General features: G+C 58.6%; 17 protein-coding genes (1 of these 17 cut by a window edge). 7 read left to right on the top strand and 10 right to left on the bottom strand.

Going from position 1 to position 15284, the window contains the following annotated elements:
* The first annotated feature begins 97 nt into the window (after positions 1 to 97).
* The 5 genes from PSPTO_RS28375 (at position 98) to PSPTO_RS28355 (ending at position 3169) form a co-directional block, all read left to right on the top strand.
* Positions 98 to 265: a rubredoxin gene (locus PSPTO_RS28375; protein ID WP_003383136.1), complete on the top strand. Its 168-nt coding sequence runs from the start codon at positions 98 to 100 to the stop codon at positions 263 to 265.
* A 48-nt stretch (positions 266 to 313) separates the two neighbouring features.
* Positions 314 to 1462, top strand: a complete 1149-nt coding sequence (locus tag PSPTO_RS28370) for an NAD(P)/FAD-dependent oxidoreductase (protein ID WP_011105519.1) — start codon at positions 314 to 316, stop codon at positions 1460 to 1462.
* 188 nt (positions 1463 to 1650) lie between these two features.
* Positions 1651 to 1926, top strand: coding sequence for an HU family DNA-binding protein (locus PSPTO_RS28365; RefSeq protein WP_003383132.1), 276 nt, complete (start codon positions 1651 to 1653; stop codon positions 1924 to 1926).
* 249 nt (positions 1927 to 2175) lie between these two features.
* Positions 2176 to 2619, top strand: coding sequence for a hypothetical protein (locus PSPTO_RS28360; protein ID WP_024658065.1), 444 nt, complete (start codon positions 2176 to 2178; stop codon positions 2617 to 2619).
* Between the two features lie 172 nt (positions 2620 to 2791).
* Positions 2792 to 3169, top strand: a complete 378-nt coding sequence (locus PSPTO_RS28355; protein WP_024667547.1) for an SCP2 sterol-binding domain-containing protein — start codon at positions 2792 to 2794, stop codon at positions 3167 to 3169.
* On the opposite strand, the gene PSPTO_RS28350 is transcribed toward PSPTO_RS28355, so the two are convergent.
* From PSPTO_RS28350 to PSPTO_RS28305, 10 genes are all read right to left on the bottom strand, one after another.
* Positions 3170 to 5131 carry a DUF4105 domain-containing protein gene (locus tag PSPTO_RS28350; protein ID WP_011105516.1) on the bottom strand — a complete coding sequence of 654 codons (1962 nt, stop codon included), beginning with the start codon at positions 5129 to 5131 and terminating at the stop codon, positions 3170 to 3172. It lies immediately after the preceding gene.
* Entirely contained in the window at positions 5128 to 5451 is a 324-nt protein-coding gene (locus PSPTO_RS28345; protein WP_003383126.1) for a DUF2388 domain-containing protein, read from the bottom strand. The genes PSPTO_RS28350 and PSPTO_RS28345 overlap by 4 nt, the downstream gene beginning before the upstream one ends.
* 38 nt (positions 5452 to 5489) lie before the next feature.
* A complete protein-coding gene (locus PSPTO_RS28340) occupies positions 5490 to 5795 on the bottom strand; it encodes a DUF2388 domain-containing protein (protein ID WP_011105515.1) in 306 nt (101 codons plus the stop codon).
* An 87-nt stretch (positions 5796 to 5882) separates the two neighbouring features.
* Entirely contained in the window at positions 5883 to 6200 is a 318-nt protein-coding gene (locus PSPTO_RS28335) for a DUF2388 domain-containing protein (protein WP_005768387.1), read from the bottom strand.
* Between the two features lie 315 nt (positions 6201 to 6515).
* Positions 6516 to 6731, bottom strand: a complete 216-nt coding sequence (locus PSPTO_RS28330; RefSeq protein WP_003383123.1) for a DUF1127 domain-containing protein — start codon at positions 6729 to 6731, stop codon at positions 6516 to 6518.
* 320 nt (positions 6732 to 7051) lie between these two features.
* Entirely contained in the window at positions 7052 to 8545 is a 1494-nt protein-coding gene (locus tag PSPTO_RS28325) for an acetyl-CoA hydrolase/transferase family protein (protein WP_011105514.1), read from the bottom strand.
* A gap of 179 nt (positions 8546 to 8724) precedes the next feature.
* Positions 8725 to 10179 (bottom strand): NAD(P)(+) transhydrogenase (Re/Si-specific) subunit beta, encoded by a 1455-nt coding sequence (locus PSPTO_RS28320; RefSeq protein ID WP_005768392.1) that lies wholly within the window; start codon positions 10177 to 10179, stop codon positions 8725 to 8727.
* A complete protein-coding gene (locus PSPTO_RS28315) occupies positions 10176 to 10499 on the bottom strand; it encodes an NAD(P) transhydrogenase subunit alpha (protein WP_005768393.1) in 324 nt (107 codons plus the stop codon). The genes PSPTO_RS28320 and PSPTO_RS28315 overlap by 4 nt, the downstream gene beginning before the upstream one ends.
* Before the next feature lie 10 nt (positions 10500 to 10509).
* A complete protein-coding gene (locus PSPTO_RS28310) occupies positions 10510 to 11631 on the bottom strand; it encodes a Re/Si-specific NAD(P)(+) transhydrogenase subunit alpha (protein WP_044392973.1) in 1122 nt (373 codons plus the stop codon).
* A gap of 425 nt (positions 11632 to 12056) precedes the next feature.
* Positions 12057 to 12977, bottom strand: coding sequence for a LysR family transcriptional regulator (locus PSPTO_RS28305; RefSeq protein WP_011105513.1), 921 nt, complete (start codon positions 12975 to 12977; stop codon positions 12057 to 12059).
* A gap of 155 nt (positions 12978 to 13132) precedes the next feature.
* On the opposite strand from PSPTO_RS28305, the gene PSPTO_RS28300 reads away from it, so the two are divergent.
* Both PSPTO_RS28300 and PSPTO_RS28295 read left to right on the top strand, forming a co-directional pair.
* Entirely contained in the window at positions 13133 to 14314 is a 1182-nt protein-coding gene (locus tag PSPTO_RS28300; protein WP_011105512.1) for an acyl-CoA dehydrogenase, read from the top strand.
* Positions 14315 to 14323: 9 nt separating this feature from the next.
* Positions 14324 to 15284: the 5' portion of a CaiB/BaiF CoA transferase family protein gene (locus PSPTO_RS28295; RefSeq protein WP_193383856.1), read on the top strand. Its footprint extends 263 nt past the window's final position; 961 of the gene's 1224 nt are visible here — the first part of the coding sequence; its start codon is at positions 14324 to 14326; its stop codon lies off the right edge, out of view.

Below are 15284 nucleotides of genomic sequence, written 5' to 3'. Positions count from 1 at the left end.
CAGGCTTGCATCCGGGCCTTGTGATCAGTACAACGCCCGTTCAGGTGGCAATCGACCGCCGCACTACATTTAGCCTGATAACCAAGAGAATCAAAACATGAAGAAGTGGCAATGCATTGTCTGTGGCCTGATCTACAACGAAGCCGATGGTTGGCCGGATGACGGAATTGCCGCCGGCACACTCTGGCAGGACGTGCCTGAAGACTGGCTGTGCCCGGATTGCGGCGTTGGCAAGATGGACTTTGAAATGATCGAAATCGCCTGATCGTTCTTCGGTAACACTGAGCAGAAAAACATTGAGCAGGAAAAAACAATGAGTGCACCCGTCGTCATCGTCGGCACCGGCCTTGCGGGCTACAACCTCGCTCGGGAGTTTCGCAAGCTGGACGCAGACACACCGCTGCTATTGATCACGGCCGATGATGGCCGCTCCTATTCCAAACCAATGCTGTCCACAGGCTTTGGCAAGAACAAGGAAGCCGACGGCCTGAGCATGGCCGAGCCGGGTGCAATGGCCGATCAGCTCAAGGCCGAAATCCGCACGCACACGCGTATCAGCGGCGTTGATCCTGGCCACAAACGCCTGTGGATCGGTGAAGAGGCGGTATATTACCGTGATCTGGTGCTGGCCTGGGGGGCTGAAACCATACGCGTGCCGGTGGAAGGCGATGCCAGCGATGCGGTGTTCCCGATTAACGACCTGCAGGATTACGCGCGCTTTCGGGCGGCGGCTGCGGGCAAGCGCCGCGTATTGATTCTAGGGGCAGGCCTGATTGGCTGCGAGTTTGCCAACGACCTGATGCTGGGCGGTTACGAAGTGGACCTGGTTGCGCCCTGCGAACAGGTCATGCCGACCCTGTTGCCGCCTGCTGCTGCGGCGGCCGTCAAGGCCGGGCTTGAAAGCCTGGGGGCACGTTTCCACCTCGGCCCGCTGCTGACACGTTTGCAACGCGCAGATGAAGCCCTTCAAGCGCATTTGTCGGACGGGCAGGTGATTGATTGCGACGTGGTGGTTTCGGCCATTGGCCTGCGGCCGCGCATCGATCTGGCCGCCGCTGCCGGCCTGCAGACGGGGCGCGGCATTCTGGCGGACCGTCAGTTGCAAACCTCCCACGCCAATATCTACGCGCTGGGTGATTGTGCTGAAGTCGACGGTCTCAACCTGTTGTATGTCATGCCATTGATGAGCTGTGCACGCGCCCTGGCCCAGACGCTGGCCGGAACACCGACGGCCGTGAAGTATGGCCCCATGCCGATCACTGTAAAGACGCCGGCGTGTCCGCTGGTGGTTTCCCCTCCGCCGCGCGGTACTGACGGGCAGTGGAGCATCGAAGGGCAGGGGGCTGATATCAAGGCACTGTGTCACGACACTGGTGGCAATCTGATGGGTTACGCACTGACCGGCACTGCGGTTATGGAAAAACTCGCACTGAACAAGGTTTTACCTGCGTTATTGGCATAATTTCGCGGCATTTTGTCGGATATACCACGTTTTTTTGTCAAGAAACCATGCCCGTGCACTGGCGCGGGCCACGCCAGCATGCCATCCTCGGTCTGTCTGCCGCTACGTAGAGCCGTCGCGGCGCCTTGTTGCCGCTTTTCACGAGCGGCGCGGGACATAAAAACAAAAAACCGTTAAAGAGGCTTCATATGCGTAAACCAGATGTTGCAGCCGCTATTGCTGAAAAAGCGGATCTCACCAAAGAACAGTCCAATCGCGTTCTCAATGCCATTCTCGAAGAAATCACTGGCGCACTGCACCGCAAGGACAGTGTCACGCTGGTAGGCTTTGGCACGTTTCTACAACGCCATCGCGGCGCCCGGACTGGCAAGAACCCACAGACCGGAGAGCCAGTAAAAATCAAGGCAAGCAACACCGTAGCCTTCAAACCGGGGAAAGCCCTGAAAGACAGCGTCAACCCTTGATACCTGGTCGCGCGCCTCGGCGGGAGGCGCGTTACTGAAATGCGGGCACACCATTCAGTTGGCGTGCCCGTTTTTGCATCTGGCGTGTCGTACGGTTCAGGCGCGAGCGCCTGTGGTGAGAATAATCCTACTGAATTTTGTACAGCAGCCTTCCTGAACACTGGCATTTGCCTGACATTTTCTTGTTTCGCATTCCCCTAGAGTGCCGCTCCTGCTGCACCCCTTAAAATTACTCTTGGGAAATCTCGAATGAAGAAGCTATGGATGTCTGCTGCTGTTGCGGCGCTGATCGCCACCACCAGTGGTTGCGTGAGCTACAACGTCAGCCAGCCAAGCGCACCGCTGGAAGGCACGGTCAAAACCGACCTTAAAGCGGACGTCAAGGTCGGCGGCACCATCACCGGTGAGTCCTCCACCAATGTGCTGTTCAACTTCCTGAGCTTCGGTGGCGACAACCATTTTGCCGATGGCGTGACCTACGGCGGCGCGAGTGGTGGCGGTGGTCTTGGGCTGGCGCTGCCTGACCCTGTATCGACCGCCAAGGCGGCTGCTGCCTACAAGGCAGTCAAGTCCTCGGGTGCCGATCTGATCGTGGCACCACGTTATGAAGTCAGCGTTCAGGACTACTTCATCTTCAAGAAGGTCAACGTGAAGGTAACGGGCAGCAAGGGCAGCATCAGCAGTATTCGCTGATTTGGTGACGGTGCTGCTTTCCACGCGGAGCAGCACCTGGTTGTGGATTAAGGTTTATGTACCGATCTTCGTCGAAATAGATCTTTCCTTGCAGGCTTTTCCCTTCAACCTACTACACTGTACTAGCCACCCGGGCTCTGATGACAGGGTCTGGTTCACGCCGAGGAACTGTATGAAATTTCGCTTTCTTCTTTGGATGCTGGGCCGAATGATGGCCCGCGCCAGTAGAGACAATCCTGATTTCCAGCAGCAGTTGGCTGGCAAGAACCTTACCTTTCAGTTGCAGACCATAGACGGCAGGATTGCGCGCCATTTCGTGGTTCAGGATCAACGCATTCGCACAGCGAGCGGTGTAGTGGCAGAGCCTGCCTTTGCCATCGCGTTTCGTGACGCAGCGTTCGGTTTTGCCACACTTCAGGCAAAAAACAAGCAATTGGCGTTCATGAGGGGCGTTCAGGACAAGGACATTCAGATCAAGGGCAACCCGGCTCTGGTAATCTGGTTCCAGGGCCTTACCAAGTACCTCAAGCCGAAAAAGAAAGCAGCCTGATCAAGGCAGTTGCAGACCGCCTGCTGCTTTGTGCAGCGCGCGAAGGTGTTCGCCCATCTGTTTCAGATTGTTTTCGTTGGCTGCGATTTCCTTGGCCCGTTCAGGCTCCAGCAATGCGCGCACTTCCTTGTCGAGATCGCCGGTCAGGCGCTTGAGCTGTTTCTGGCGCTGACTGCTTTCTGCCTCAAGACGCTGCCATTCACTGGCCTGCGGCAAGCCATAACCGTCGCTGCCCAGCAGCTCGGCAGGGCGACTCAGAAAGCCGCTGCTGGCAAGAATCTCCTGCAGCGTCGTGGTTGCCTTGGAAACCCTGCCGTCGTTCAACTGCCGTGCGCCCAGATAGCGTTGCTTGACTTCATCCTGTGCCAGCAGCAATTGCCGACGCAGGCTCGCCTGTTCCAGTAGCAGGATGGCGGCACTGGTGCGCAGGTCAGCCTTCTCGAACCATTGGCTGCGTTCGCTGGCGGACAGGGTCATCCATTCTTCGACGGTGTTCTGCTTGATCGGCAGGTATTTCTTCAATACCTCGAACATCGCCTGATAACGATCGCGGTAGGAGTCGAATCGATAGCCCAGACGCAGCGCTTCCTTGGGGTCGTCCAGCACGCTGGTATCCGCCAGCCCACGGCCTTTAAGCACTTCAAGCAAACCGTTGGGCAGAATGCTGTCCAGGCCGACCAGCTTGGGATTGTGCGTGCCGCTGCGCAACAGTTTGAGGTTTTCAACCGCGCAGTTGTTCGAGAGAAAGTAGTAGTTGCCGTCGTAGCTCCAGTGCATCTCGGCAGCATGCTGAACCAGCCCTTCGATCTCCGGGCGGGACAGCGTGATCGGCACCGATGCCAGGCTGCGCAGTTCGGTCTTGGTGTATTCATCAATGACCTGAGCAAGCGGCAGCACAAACAGCCGTGACGGGTACGCACCCATCAGGCCATCCCAGCTCGAGAGCTGCACGTCGCCGACAAACGCCCGGTAAGACAGAACCAGATGCTGGTCGAGGTCCAGTCGGCAATCCGGGCCGCGCGGGCGACCGGGTTTGCAGATCACCAGCCGCAACATGCTGTGACCCCAGCGGCTTGCCCAGTTCTGGTTCGCCTCGGCCAGCAGGTAATCGACCGCATAGACCCGCTCCGGGTCCAGCTTGCCCAAGGGCTCTCGGCCGAAGTCGCTGCCGGCGTTCAGGTACGGGTAATACGTCGGGCATTCATCGCGTGCCGCAGGTGCCCAGCCGAAGCGCTGCTTGTAATAGGCATACAGCGCGGGGCGACGGCAGGCGTAGGCCGGGTCGAGGAGAAAATACTCCATATTGACGGCCACGAATTCCAGCGGGCTGGTGGTTTCGTAAATGTCCGGGCTGCGCGCGACCTGGCCGTTATGTTCTTCGCGTTCACCGCGGCGTCCGACATATTGCTGCCAGCCGGCGAGGTCCAGCAGGCGCGGATCGTCGCTCAGGGTGAAGCGTCGTTCGGTCTGACCGCGACAGCTGTCGGGCAGGCCGATCTTGCCCAGCGAATTGTTACGCGAGGCGCAGCGGAAAATAGCCGCCTTCTCGGCGGGTGACCACAGACGAGCGCGGTCGTACACGTGGGTCAGTTCATGCAGGACGGTGGCGAGCATTTCCCGGCGAACCGTGCCATGTGGTCGGCCTGTCTGGGCTGTGGCCGCCGAGCCGTCGGTCAACGCAGCCAGCAAATGGCTGTTGAGGTACAACTGATAAGGGCCGGCAGCCTGGCCATAGGCGTTTTGCGGCATGTCACCGGACCAGCTCACCTCGACGGTACGGTCCAGCGTCTCGACGAAACCGGGTGGCAGCGCCTGCATGGCTTCGTCGAGCAGCGTCTGGCTGGCTTGCTGTTGGGCGGCGTTGAGGCCATCGGCCTGCAGTTCCAGCTTCAGGCTGGCAAAGGCAGGTGTCCCGACCAGCGACAGCGCGCCAGCAAGCAGCCAGGCGCGAAACCGCCTCACAATGCGAGGATTGCTTCAGCCAGGGTCTGGTCGCTGGCACCGCGCGCTTCCGGCACGCGAGTACGCAGCGTATCGAAGGCTGCGTCGAGCTGGGCACCATGAATGTCGCCGCCGCTGGCAACGTAGCTGGCGGCATCGTCCTTGGCCTGGATGACAACCTTGGAATCACGGATCGACGTGGTGGTGTCCGAGGTAAAGTCGATGGTACGGCCGAACGCGCGAACGATGATGTTGCTCGTGGCCACAACGGTCTGAGCCTGGGCAAGATCGGCCAGCAACAGCAGGCCAAGTGAAGCAGCAGCAATCAGCGGGGTACGCATGTAGTGACGTCTCCAGTTACGCAAAGAGGGGAAAGTGGCTATTGGACGAGGATTGCCTGCGCCAGTTCAAGGTCGCTGGCATGAAGTTTTGCATTTGCCTGGCGCAGAGCGAGCAAGGCCGATTCAAGCCTCGCACCGCGCATTGCTCCACCACTGGCGACAAACGCTGCAGCGTCGTCCCGTGCCGCGATGATCAGCTTGTTATCGAACGGCGCCGTTGTGACCTGACTGGTGACATAGCCGGTGATGACCAGGCTTTGTGTGGTCGTATCGAACGCTTGAACCTGACTGACAACGGCCAGGCTGGCAATGGGTGCGATAAACAGAAGGTGCAGTAAACGCATGGCTTTCACGAACCGGCAAAACAGGCCTCAAGGCTAGCGCAATGCTCTGGCACGGGCTACCCCGACACGTGGCCGGGGCGTTATGTGTCAGATGGCCAGAATGGCCTGAGCCAGCTGGTTGTCGGTGGCTTGCAGTTCAGGCAACTGTTGGCGGATGTGCTGCAGGGCGCCTTCAAGGCGAGCGCCGCGAATTTCGCCGGAGCTGGCCACGAAGCTGGCGGCATCTTCGCGTGCGGCCAGAACGATCTTGTCGTCCTTGAGGGACGACGACACTTTGGAGGTGGCGCGGGTCGCCGCGTTGACTGCATCGACCACCGCGTCAGTGGTCACGATGAAGCTGGAGGCGTTGGCGCCTGCTGCTGCGGTCAACAGGATGGCAGCGCCAAGGGTACGTAGCAGAGACATGATCGAATTCCATCGTGGACAAAAGGGCATAGGCTGCTTGCGAAGCCAAAGGGCTGGGGTAGAGCGCTAGATTATCCCAGCGGTACCGCGCTTGTCATGGCGGTCGACGGCCTGTTGTCATCTAACATGCGATATTTGGTAACTGTACAGGCTTATTTTTGAAATAACTAAAACTGTACTGCTGCTTGGGAATCAGCCTGTATTGTAAGCCTGAAACGACAAAACCCGCCTCGGTTGCCTGAGACGGGTCTTGTATGAAGCAATTCGGGGTGCTGGTGGGAGACCTTTGGAGGTCTGGGACCAGCGAGCGCTAAATTAGCGCCAGAACGGCTTGCTCAGCTCTTCGTAACGCTGGGATTCGCTGATACCGGCGTCAGCCAGCAGACGGGAATCCAGGCGAGCCAGTTGATGGCGGCTGGACAAGCGACGCTGCCAGAGCATCAGGTTGGCGAATACGCGCAGAGGCAAAGAAGCTTTTGCAGTGTTGACGGTGCTTTCGCTGAACAGATCGGAACTGATTGTACGTTCCATGGTGTGACTTCCTTCCGCTTGTGGCGGGATTAGTGAGTTGCTTGACTGGTGCCCATTTTCCTCGTACGCGTCCAGCTTCGATAGACACAGTTCAGCTGTATTGTGAGGGTTCAGTTAACTGTGATCGGGCACTGTTTTGTTCATAAATGGGGAAACTGTACCGGTCGGCACCAATCCAGTGCGTTTTATGCTCGATTGTGGTGATTTTGGTGTTTTAAGGCAGTTTTATGACCGGTACAGAAGTACAGTTTTCTCGGATACCGCTCAGCAGCACCAGGAAGTGATCAAGCAAAGGTCTCGATCACTTCCAACTGTCCTGTTCAGGTCGGCAGCATGCGCCCGTTTTCTTCCAGGTTGATGTGCCAACTCAGTGCTTCCCGAAGGATGTGCGGCGTATGCCCGCCCAGCGCGCAGGCGGCGTCGAAATAGGCGTTCAACGCATCGCGATAATCAGCATGTACGCAGTTATCGATGATCACCCGCGCCCGCTCGCGAGGTGCCAGCCCGCGTAAATCGGCCAGCCCCTGCTCGGTCACCAGAATGTCGACGTCATGCTCGGTGTGGTCGACATGGCTGACCATCGGCACAACGCTGGAAATGGCACCGCCCTTGGCAATCGACTTGGTGACGAATATCGCCAGGTGCGCGTTGCGCGAAAAATCCCCAGAGCCGCCAATGCCGTTCATCATCCGCGTGCCACAGATGTGGGTGGAGTTGACGTTGCCGTACAGATCGAACTCCAGCGCGGTATTGATCCCGATAATCCCCAGGCGCCGGATGACTTCGGGGTGATTGGATATTTCCTGCGGGCGCAGCACCAGCCTGGATTTATAGCGGTTGAAGTCGGCAAATACTTCGGCGTGTTTGGCCGCTGACAGGGTCATGGAGCTGCCGGAAGCAAATGTCAGTTTGCCGGCGTCGAACAGGTCGAATGTCGAGTCCTGCAATACTTCGGAATACATGGTCAGGTCAGTGAATGGCGATTCCAGCAGGCCATGCATGACTGCGTTGGCGATGTTGCCAATGCCCGCCTGCAGGGGCATCAGTTTGTCGGTGAGCCGGTCTTCGCGCACCTCCTTCTTGAAGAACTCCACCAGGTGGTTGGCGATGGCCTGAGTGTCTGCGTCAGGTGGCGTGACGGTGGAAGGCGAGTCAGGCTGGTTGCTGATAACGATGCCGACGATCTTCGCCGGGTCGATCTTCACCGCATGGCTGCCGATGCGCGAATCGGCTTCCAGCACCGGGATCGGCAGGCGCGTCGGCCGGTAGCTGGGTATATAGATGTCATGCAGGCCTTCCAGCTCCAGAGGCTGGGACAGGTTGATTTCCACGATGACCTGTTTGGCCAGAATAGCGAAACTGGCCGAGTTGCCAACGGAGGTGCTCAGCACCAGGTGGCCTTCCTCGGTAATTGCCACACACTCGATCACCGCCAGGTCCACGGCCTTGATCTGCCGATTGCGCAACAACTCGACGGTATCGGACAAATGCTGGTCGATGAACATCACCGTGCCGTTGTTGATCGCCTTGCGCAGAGTGCTGTCGACCTGAAACGGCATGCGCCGGGACAGCACGCCGGATTCGGTCAGTTGCTTGTCCAGGTCATTGCCCAGGCTGGCACCCGTCATCAGGCTGATTTTCAGGGGTGTCACCTTGGCGCGCTCGGCCAGCGCATGAGGCACGGCCTTGGCTTCGCCTGCGCGGGTGAAGCCGCTCATGCCGACGGTCATGCCGTCTTCAATCAATGCAGCAGCATCGGCTGCGCTCATAACCTTGCTCATCAGGGAGGGCAGGCGGATACGGTCACGGTACATGGGATCTGTCTCGTAGATAGAAGCGAGCGACAAGTCTAGAGAACCGGGCCTTGTTCGTCCCGCTACCAAGGTCGCATTTGAGGGATCTAATGGGCGGCTTCAGCGCAAAACACTGTTACGCGAAATGTAAAAAGCCCCGGTCGCCAAGCGAGCCGGGGCTGTGCTGAAGCAGGGTCAGGCTAGGCGTTTTCCACAGCCTTCACCATGTCCTCGATCACCTTTTTGGCGTCTCCGAACACCATCATGGTTTTATCCAGATAGAACAGCTCGTTATCCAGTCCTGCGTAACCACTGGCCATCGAGCGCTTGTTGACGATGATGGTTTTGGCCTTGAAGGCTTCCAGAATCGGCATCCCGGCAATGGGCGATTTCGGATCGTTCTTGGCGGCCGGGTTGACCACGTCGTTGGCACCGAGCACCAAAACCACGTCAGCCTGGCCAAACTCGGAGTTGATGTCGTCCATCTCGAACACCTGGTCGTAAGGCACTTCCGCTTCGGCCAGCAGTACGTTCATGTGCCCCGGCATACGCCCGGCAACCGGGTGAATGGCGTACTTCACGGTGACGCCACGGTGCACAAGCTTTTCTGTCAGCTCCTTGAGGGCATGCTGCGCGCGAGCCACAGCCAAGCCGTAACCCGGCACGATGATCACGGTGTCGGCATTGGTCAGCAGGAAGGTTGCATCGTCTGCCGAGCCGGACTTCACCGGGCGCGCTTCCTTGGCGCCTGCAGGCCCTGCCGAATCCGTTGCGCCACCGAAGCCGCCGCCGATCACGTTGAAGAACGAGCGGTTCATCGCCTTGCACATGATGTAAGACAGGATCGCGCCAGAAGAACCCACCAGCGAGCCGGCGATGATCAGCATCGAGTTGTTCAGCGAAAAGCCGATACCCGCCGCTGCCCAGCCTGAATAACTGTTGAGCATCGAGACCACGACCGGCATGTCGGCGCCGCCAATCGGGATGATCAGCAGCACGCCGATCACGAACGCAAGGGCAAGCATGATCGCAAAGGCTGTGAGGCTGCCGGTGAACATGAAAGTCAGGCCAAAGAACAGCGTGGCCAGGCCGAGCGCCAGGTTGAGCTTGTGCTGCCCGGCAAACTGTACCGGTGCACCCTGAAACAGCCGGAACTTGTACTTGCCCGACAGTTTGCCGAAGGCGATCACCGAACCCGAGAACGTGACCGCGCCAATGGCCGCACCGAGGAAAAGCTCCAGACGGTTGCCCGCCGGGATAGCGTCGCCCAAGTGCTGAACGATGCCCAGTGACTGGGGCTCGACCACAGCGGCAATGGCAATGAACACCGCCGCCAGGCCGATCATGCTGTGCATGAACGCTACCAGCTCCGGCATTTTGGTCATTTCGACACGTTTTGCCATGATCGAGCCGGCGGTTCCGCCTACCAGCAGGCCGACCACGATGTAGCCAATGCCGGCGCTAGTGCCTTCAGCGCTGGAAAGGGCTGCCAGTTTGAACACCAGGCCTATCGTGGTGATAACCGCCAGACCCATGCCGAGCATGCCGAACAGGTTGCCGCGGCGGGAGGTGGTCGGGTGTGACAGGCCTTTGAGTGCCTGGATGAAACAGATCGATGCAATCAGATACAGCAGCGTGACCAGATTCATGCTCATGACTTTGGCGCCTCGTCTTTCGCTTTGGGTGCCTTTTTCCTGAACATCTCCAGCATTCGCCGCGTGACCAGAAAACCGCCAAACACATTCACTGCAGCCAGCGCGACGGCCAGCGTGCCCATGGTCTTGCCCAGCGGCGTGACAGTGAGGGCAGCGGCGAGCATGGCGCCGACAATCACGATGGCAGAGATCGCGTTGGTAACGGCCATCAAGGGCGTGTGCAGCGCAGGCGTGACGTTCCAGACCACGTGGTAGCCGACATAGATGGCCAGCACGAAGATGATCAGGTTATAGACGCCGGGGGAGATCAGCTCATCCATGGGTGTGTCCTCAGCCGTTTTTGCGTACGACTTGACCGTCGCGGCACATCAGGCACGCGGCGACGATGTCGTCTTCAAGGTTGATCGAGAGTGTGCCGTCTTTGTCGAACAGCAGCTTCATGAAGTCCAGCAGGTTGCGGGCGTACAGCGCGGACGCATCGGCGGCGACCAGTGCGGGCAGGTTGGTGTGCCCGACTAGGGTGACGCCGTGCGCGACGACAACCTCATCCGCCACCGTCAGCGGGCAATTGCCGCCTTGTGCAGCCGCCAGGTCGATCACTACCGAGCCGGGCTTCATCTGCGCCACGGTTTCGGCGCTGAGCAGCACCGGTGCCTTGCGGCCGGGGATCAGGGCGGTAGTAATAATGATGTCCGCCAGCCTGGCCCGCTCGTGAACGGCTGCGGCCTGGCGCTGCATCCAGCTGGCGGGCATCGGCCGGGCATAACCGCCGACCCCTTCGGCGCACTCGCGCTCTTCATCGGTCTCGTACGGCACATCAATGAATTTTGCGCCGAGCGATTCGATCTGCTCTTTGACTGCCGGCCTCACGTCGGAGCCTTCCACCACTGCACCCAGCCGTTTGGCAGTAGCAATGGCCTGCAGGCCTGCGACACCTGCGCCGAGTATCAGCACGCGTGCCGCTTTGACGGTGCCAGCTGCGGTCATCAGCATCGGCATGAAGCGCGGGTAGTGGTGCGCGGCGAGCAGCACGGCTTTGTAGCCGGCAATGTTGGCTTGCGAAGACAGCACATCGAGGCTCTGGGCGCGGGAGGTGCGTGGCGCGGCTTCCAGGGCGAAAGCGGTGACGCCGCGATCGGCCATCTTGCCGATCAGCTCGTTATTGAACGGGTTGAGCATGCCGATGACCACCGAGCCGCTGTTTATCAGTGCTAACTCGTTATCGTTCGGCGCGACGACCTTGAGGATCAGCTCACCTGCAAACGCTTCGCTCGCCTCACCTATGACCGCGCCTGCGGCCTCAAAAGCGCTGTCTGGAACGCTGGCCTGAATACCGGCGCCGCGCTGCACGGTGATCCTGTGTCCTTGGCTGATCAGCTTTTTGATAGTTTCCGGGGTAGCAGCCACCCTGGTTTCGCCCGCTTGCGTTTCGAGAGGAACACCAATGTGCACGACAAATCTCCTGCGCGATTTTTTATCGTTTGTAGGTAGGCCAGGGCACTACGGTTGGTGCGTCTGGCTGGTGCGTCTGGAACGGTCAATCAACGCGCCCTTTCGAGCAGGCGCGGGGCATTTTGCAGGCGATGTTTCCAAGCATCAATATATTCTGTAACGAAACTATAGATGAACTACAAGTCACACTGTGACTTATTGTCGCAGTAATTCCGTACAACGCTTTGGTTGCGGGTGTTTGGGCGCTAATCCACAAGAAATACAGGTGATAAAACTTTTTTCTTAAAAGCTCCAGGGGCCAAGCTGAAATCAATGAAATAACCCCGTGGATATTGAGGGGTTAACTTGATTTCCGAGTTTTTTAGCGAGTTGCCCTCATGCGACATAAGGTTATATATGTAGGGGTTTACGGAGTGTCACTACCTTCAAACGAGTGCTTGTTCTTTGTCTTGCGGCAGTGAGTAATCATGGGCCTGATTGACCAGCCAGTCGCGAAATGCGGTCAATGAAGCAGATTCTACTTTTCGCTCGGGGATCATCAGGTGATAAGCCTTGTTGCTGGGCAGGGCGCTGATGCTGGCGATCACCAAGCGTTTTTCGTGCAGTTCACGCAGGATGAGAAAGGGCGGGATCAGCGCCACGCCCATGTCGTGCATGGCTGCCTGCGCCAGCATCGAGAACAGCTCGTAGCGAGGGCCGGTCATGTCGCGGGCAACGTTCAGGTTCTGCGCGTTGAACCATTGGCGCCACGCATAGGGGCGGGTGGTCTGTTGAAGCAGCGGCAGCTCGGCCAGCTCGCTGGCCTTGAGGCTGCCTCGCCCGCCCAGGAATGAAGGGCTGCACACCGGCAATGAGTTTTCGCCCATCAGCCTGTGTGACTGGGTGCCGGACCAGTCGGCGTCGCCAAAATAGATGGCGGCATCGAAGTCGGTGTCGGCGAACAGAAACGGGCGCGTGCGGTTGGTCAGATGAACCGTGACATCAGGGTGCTTGTGCTGAAAGTCTTTCAGACGCGGCAATAGCCATTGGGTGCCGAAGGTGGGGACTACGGCCAGCTCGATGGCATGCGCGCCTTGTTCGCCCATGACCGAAAGGGTGTCCCGTTCGACGGCGTCCAGCTGCTGGGCAACACGGCGGCTGTAGGAAAGCCCTGCTTCTGTAAGCTTTACGCCCCGCCTGGAGCGTCGGAACAGTTCTATGCCGAGGAACTCTTCCAGCCCGCCTATCTGCCGGCAAACGGCGCCCTGCGTGAGGGAAAGTTCATGCGCGGCTTTGGTGAAGCTCTCATGGCGCGCGGCTGCCTCAAAACTCACCAGGGCGGTTGTACTGGGTATTTTGCGTCTCATGTACTTTCTTCTCACTGATCTTTTTGTTGTGGGGCCATTAACCGAACTTCGGAGTGAGAAATTAGCACAGGGCCTTGATAAAACCTCGATTGTCGCAGGGGTAAGCCGGGGCTAGGATCGTTACAGGATTTTTCAGCTGAGCGTGAGGAACAGACATGAGCGGTGAAGCGAGCTTTAACTGGATCGACCCATTGTTGCTGGATCAACAGCTTTCTGAAGAAGAGCGCATGGTTCGCGACACTGCCGAGCAGTTCGCCCAGGGCAAGCTTGCGCCGCGTGTGCTGGAAGCGTTTCGTCACGAGAAAACCGACCCGGACATCTTTCGCGAGATGGGTGAAGTGGGGCTGCTGGGTGCGACCATCCCTGAAGAGTTCGGCGGCAGTGGCTTGAATTACGTCTGCTACGGGCTGATCGCTCGCGAAGTAGAGCGCGTTGACTCGGGCTATCGTTCGATGATGAGTGTGCAGTCCTCACTGGTCATGGTGCCGATCAATGAATTCGGCACGCAGGCCCAGAAAGAGAAATACCTGCCCAAACTGGCGTCTGGCGAGTGGATCGGCTGCTTTGGCCTGACCGAGCCCAATCACGGCTCCGACCCTGGCGCGATGATCACCCGGGCAAGGAGTGTCGAAGGCGGTTATCGCCTGAGCGGCAGCAAGATGTGGATCACCAACAGTCCGATCGCGGACGTGTTCGTGGTGTGGGCCAAGGACGACGCTGGAGATATTCGCGGTTTCGTTCTTGAAAAAGGCTGGGCGGGGCTGAGTGCTCCGGTCATTCATGGCAAGGTCGGTTTGCGCGCGTCAATCACCGGCGAGATCGTCATGGACAATGTGTTCGTGCCCGAAGAAAACATCTTCCCGGACGTGCGCGGTCTCAAAGGTCCTTTTACCTGCCTTAATTCGGCACGCTACGGTATTTCCTGGGGTGCGCTGGGTGCGGCTGAATTCTGCTGGCACACCGCTCGGCAATACACCCTTGATCGTCAGCAGTTTGGCCGTCCGCTGGCAGCCAATCAGTTGATCCAGAAAAAGCTCGCAGACATGCAGACCGAGATCACCCTGGCGCTGCAAGGCTGTCTGCGACTGGGGCGCATGAAAGACGAAGGCATTGCAGCGGTGGAAATCACCTCGATCATGAAGCGCAACTCCTGCGGCAAATCTCTGGATATCGCGCGCATGGCTCGCGACATGCTGGGCGGGAACGGGATTTCCGACGAATTCGGCATTGCGCGCCATCTGGTCAATCTGGAAGTGGTGAATACGTATGAAGGGACGCATGACGTTCATGCGTTGATCCTGGGGCGAGCGCAGACCGGTATTCAGGCTTTCTATTAAGGAGGGCTGATCATGGGTGCGCTTTCACATATAAGAGTGCTCGATCTTTCGCGTGTTCTGGCCGGACCCTGGGCCGGGCAGATCCTTGCTGATCTGGGCGCTGACGTCATCAAGGTCGAGCGTCCGGGCTGTGGCGATGACACTCGCGCCTGGGGGCCTCCGTTTCTTAAGGATGCGGCCGGGCATAACACCAGTGAGGCGGCTTATTACCTGTCGGCCAATCGTAACAAGCAGTCGGTCACCATCGACTTCACGCGACCTGAAGGGCAGAAGCTGGTCAGGGAGCTGGCGGCGAAGTCCGATATCGTCATAGAAAACTTCAAGGTTGGTGGGTTGGCGGCGCATGGCCTGGATTACGCGTCGCTCAAGGCAATCAACCCCCGACTGATCTATTGCTCCATTACCGGTTTCGGTCAAAGCGGTCCATATGCGACTCGTCCGGGTTACGACTTCATGATTCAGGCGCTTGGCGGTCTGATGAGCCTTACCGGTTTGCCGGGGGGCGAGGAAGGTGCAGGTCCGGTGAAGGTCGGCGTCGCGCTGACCGACATTCTGACCGGCCTGTATTCAACGACCGCAATCCTTGCAGCTCTGGCTCATCGCGATCAAAGCGATGTAGGGCAGCATATTGATATGGCGTTGCTGGACGTACAGGTGGCCTGCCTGGCCAATCAGGCCATGAACTACCTGACTACCGGGGTCGCACCAGAGCGTCTGGGCAATGCCCATCCCAATATCGTGCCCTATCAGAGTTTTCCGACTGCCGATGGCGACCTTATCCTTACGGTGGGTAACGACAGTCAGTTCAGGAAGTTTGCCGAAGTGGCGGGGCAGTCGCAGTGGGCAGATGATCCGCGTTTTCTGACCAACACGCTGCGAGTTGCTCATCGTGCTGAACTGATCCCGCTGATTCGGCAGGTGACGGTTTTCAAGGCGACCGCTCAGTGGGTGGCCGTACTGGAGGCTGTGG

This window comes from Pseudomonas syringae pv. tomato str. DC3000 (assembly GCF_000007805.1).
In the GTDB taxonomy this organism is placed as follows: domain Bacteria; phylum Pseudomonadota; class Gammaproteobacteria; order Pseudomonadales; family Pseudomonadaceae; genus Aquipseudomonas; species Aquipseudomonas avellanae.
Note: the sequence above shows the minus strand (reverse complement) of the source record. Positions and strands in the feature narration are given on the sequence as shown.